The sequence below is a fragment of the Methylomonas aurea genome, from assembly GCF_024505045.1.
In the GTDB taxonomy this organism is placed as follows: Bacteria; Pseudomonadota; Gammaproteobacteria; order Methylococcales; family Methylomonadaceae; genus Methylomonas; species Methylomonas aurea.
Window position 1 is genome coordinate 1 of record NZ_JANIBM010000072.1, and the last position, 4,072, is coordinate 4,072.

The following is a 4,072-nucleotide window of genomic DNA, read 5'->3' on the forward strand; positions in this document are numbered from 1 at the left end:
AACAACGCCAATAGCGGTAAGGACCCGAACCGGCCGATGGCGAGTCTGGCAGCCCTGTTGCGGGCCTATGACCTGGATGCCGGCGACGTGATCTACGTCGACAGCGGCAACTACAGCCTGGCCACCAACATCGTCCTCGGCAGCCAGGATAGCGGCGTGACCATTAAGGGCGCGGTACAGCCCGGCCATGCCAGCGTGCTCGACCGCGGCAACGTCAACACCGGTGCCTACGCCATCGATTTGCAGGGCGCGGACGGCGTCACGCTGGACCATCTGGGTATCACCGGCGCCAATATCGGCGTCTACGCCAGCAATTCCGCCGATTCCGACAGCATCGTCATCAAAGACAGCCGGATTTGGGGACACAACCAATACGGCCTGTACATTAACGCCGGCAACGACAATTTCACGCTGGCCGGTTCGCAAGTGTTCGGCACGACCACCTACCACGGCGTGCATATACTGGCTTCCGGCGCCCGGATTTCGAATAACGACGTCTACGGCAACGCGCAGTTGGGTATCTATGGTGGCTATAACGGCAGCGGCACGGCGGCGCGCATCGAGGGTAACAAAGTCCACGACAATGCCGGCAACGGTATCGACGCCGATTACAATACCGACATCGTCGGCAACGAGGTGTTTAACCAGTTGAATAACGGCCGCTACGGCATCGTGATCGCCAACAGCGCCCGCGCCAGCGGCAACTTCGTGCACCATAACGACACCGGCATGAGCGTATCCTACAGCGCGCTGGCGTCCGGCAACGAGGTCTACGCCAATACCAAGAGCGGTATCACGCTGTATTCGGCAAGCGCGCGCGGCAATCGGGTCTACAGCAACTCGACCGGTATCGTCGACACCGGCTATGCCACGATCGAAAACAACGTGGTTTACGCCAATACCAATATCGGTATCCAATTCACCGGCACCCATACCGCCAGCGACGCTAATCAGGTCACCCGCAGTAACACGCTGTACCAACCGGTCGGCGATGCCGTTCTGATCAGCAGCGGCGGCAGTAACGTGCAGTTGCATAACAACATCGTCATGGTCGATGCCGGTTTCGGCATCAACGCCGCAACCGTCGCCAATCTGGTGCAATCCGACTACAACCTGTTCCATCTGACCCAAGCCGGCGCCCGCACCGGTTTGTGGGGCGCTGCGCAACAGGCCAGCCTGGCCGATTGGCGCACCGCCAGCAGCAAAGACGCGCACAGTAAAGCCGGCAACCCGTTGTTCCTGGATATCGACGGCGCCGACAACGTGCTGGGCGAGAAAGGTTTGGTGGCCGGTAACGGCTTCGACGACAACTTCGGTTTGCGCGCCAATTCGGCGGCGATCGACGCGGCCAATATGTACACGGCGACAGCCACCGATATCGACGGTCTGGCCCGGCGCGACGATCCGAGCGTTGTCAACAGCGGCGACGGCTTGCCTTTATACGTCGCCACCGCGCAGGTCGGTAGCAGTTTCGCCAACGTCGGCACCAAGATCAACTTACGGCAAAGCGACTACGCGACGACCTACACGATTCCTTTCGCGTTTCCGTTCTACGGCAAGACCTACACGACGGCCTACATCAACTCGAACGGTTTCATCCAGTTCGGCTCGTCGACCAATGCCTACAACGGCAATAACAGCAATACGCTGGATGGCCTGATCAATAACGTACGGATCGCGCCGTTGTGGGATAACTTGTCGACTTCGGTCGCCGACACCAGCCGCGACGTCTACGTCGATGCCACCGTCGCCAACCAGTTGACCGTGCGTTGGGCCGCGGTGATCGAAGGCACCAATAATCCGGTCAATTTCTCGGTGACGTTGTTCAGCGACGGCCGGTTCCGCTTCGATTACGGTCCGAGCGCGAGCGGCTTGACGCCGACGGTCGGCGTCTCGGCCGGCAACGGCCAAACCTACGTGTTGGCACCATACGACGGCGTCGGCGACTTATCGGCGGCCGCTTCATTGGAATGGGCGGCTACGCCGGGTCTGAATTATTACGATATCGGCGCCTACGAGTTCCTCGGCAACTCCAACGACACCCAGGCCCCGCAAGTGGTGTCGATCAGCCAATTGCCGGTCGACGGCGGCACCACGTCGGCGGCGTTCAGCAGTTTGCAGATCGACTTCAGCGAGGCCTTGGACCGGATCAGCGCCCGCAGTCCGGCCAACTATGAATTGTTGGCGGCCGGTGCCGATAACAGCTTTGGTACGCCGGACGATACCCGGATTGCGGTCAAACCCGGCTATTCGTTCCCGGAAACCAATTTGACGCTGCAATTGACCGACGGCGTGTTGGCCGAAGGCAAGTATCGGCTACGCCTGTCCGGTACCTTGGGTATTTTCGATACGGCCGGAAACCTGCTGGACGGCAACGCCGACGGTATTGCCGGCGGCGATTACCTGCGCGAGTTCACGATAGACCGCTCCGGCAACCAACCGCCGACCGCAACCGATGCGGTCGCCAGCGTCAACGAAAATAGCAGCGTGTTGATCACGCTGGCCGGCACCGATCCGAACGGCGATCCGTTGTCCTTCAGCTTGGTCGGCTCGCCGCAGTACGGCGTGTTGTCGGATTTCGATGCTGCGGCGCGGACCGTGCGTTATACGCCGAACGCCAATTTCAACGGTACCGACAGCTTCAAATTCCGCGTCGACGACGGCAGTCTGGGCACCGACGACGGTAACGTCATCGTTAACGTGCTGCCGGTGAACAGCGCTCCGGTTGCATTGGGCGCCAACGCCGCGACCGACGAAGATACCGCCGTGCAAATTCTGCTGCCGGCAACGGATCTGGAAACCGCACAGCCGCAACTCGGTTATGCGTTGGGCAGTGCGCCGGCTCACGGCAGCGTGATTCAAGGCAGCAACGGCTTGTGGACTTACACGCCCGATGCCGATTTCCAAGGTACCGATAGCTTTACCTACACCGTGACCGACCGCGGCGATCCCGACGGTTCGCCGGGCAATGCCTTGACGTCGGCGCCGGCCACCGTGACGATCACGGTACGCCCGGTCAACGATTCGCCGCGGATACCGGTCATTGCCGTGCAAAACGTGGCCGAAGGCAACACGCTGAGCTTCACGGTCGCCGCCAACGATCCGGACAGTGCCGGCTTGAGTTACAGCCTGGTGGGCACGCCGCCTGCAGGGGCCAATATCGACTCGGCTAGCGGTCTATTTAGCTGGACGCCGGCCGACGGCGCCAGTCTGCAGACCTTCACGGTGCGGGTCAGCGACGGCGTATTGGCGACCGATGCCAACTTCGATGTCCAAGTGAGCAATGTCGCGCCCAGCCTGACCTTGACCGGAGCGGCCAGCGTCGATTTGGGGCAAGCTTACGCCGTCAATTTCTCGGCCACCGATCCCGGTACCGACAGCGTCTCCGGCTGGTTGGTCAACTGGGGCGACGGCTCGACCACGGCATTGCCCGCTAATGCCACTGGCGCCAGCCATACTTATTCGCAAGGCGGCCAGATGGCGGTTACCGTCACCGCCACCGACGAAGACGGCAGTTACGTCTCGTCGCCGTTGGCCGTCAAAGTAATCCAGCCAAACCGGGCGCCGGTGGTGCCGGCCGGTCAAACCGCCAGCACCAACGAAGACCAGCCTGTGACCTTTAACTTGAGCTACGGCGATCCGGACGGCGATGCGTTGACGGTCGATTTCGTCAGTTTGCCGCAACACGGTAGCTTGAGCGGCTTCAATCCGGCAACCCGGCAGTTGACTTACACCCCCGGCCAAAACTTCAACGGTAGCGACAGCTTCCAAATCAGCGTTAGCGACGGCAAGGGCGCAACGACGACGGCCAACATCAACCTCAGCGTATTGGCAGTCAACGACAATCCGGTCGCCGGTAACGACAGCTACAACGTGCGCGGCGGCCAAACTTTGAACATCGCGGCACCGGGCTTGCTGGCAAACGACAGCGACACCGACGGCGATACGCTGCAGGTTCAATCGATTGACATTACCGGCACTCAAGGCACGGTCACCGCGTTCGCCGACGGCCACTTTAGCTTCACGCCGACGGCCGGTTTCAGCGGCGACACCAGCTTCAAGTACACGGTGG

1 protein-coding gene is annotated in these 4,072 nt (G+C 61.1%); it reads left to right on the forward strand.

The annotated features are described in order from the left end of the window. Nucleotides 1–4,072, forward strand: a 4,072-nt coding sequence (locus NP603_RS21610) for a tandem-95 repeat protein (protein WP_256612938.1), incomplete at both ends; no start/stop codon positions are given.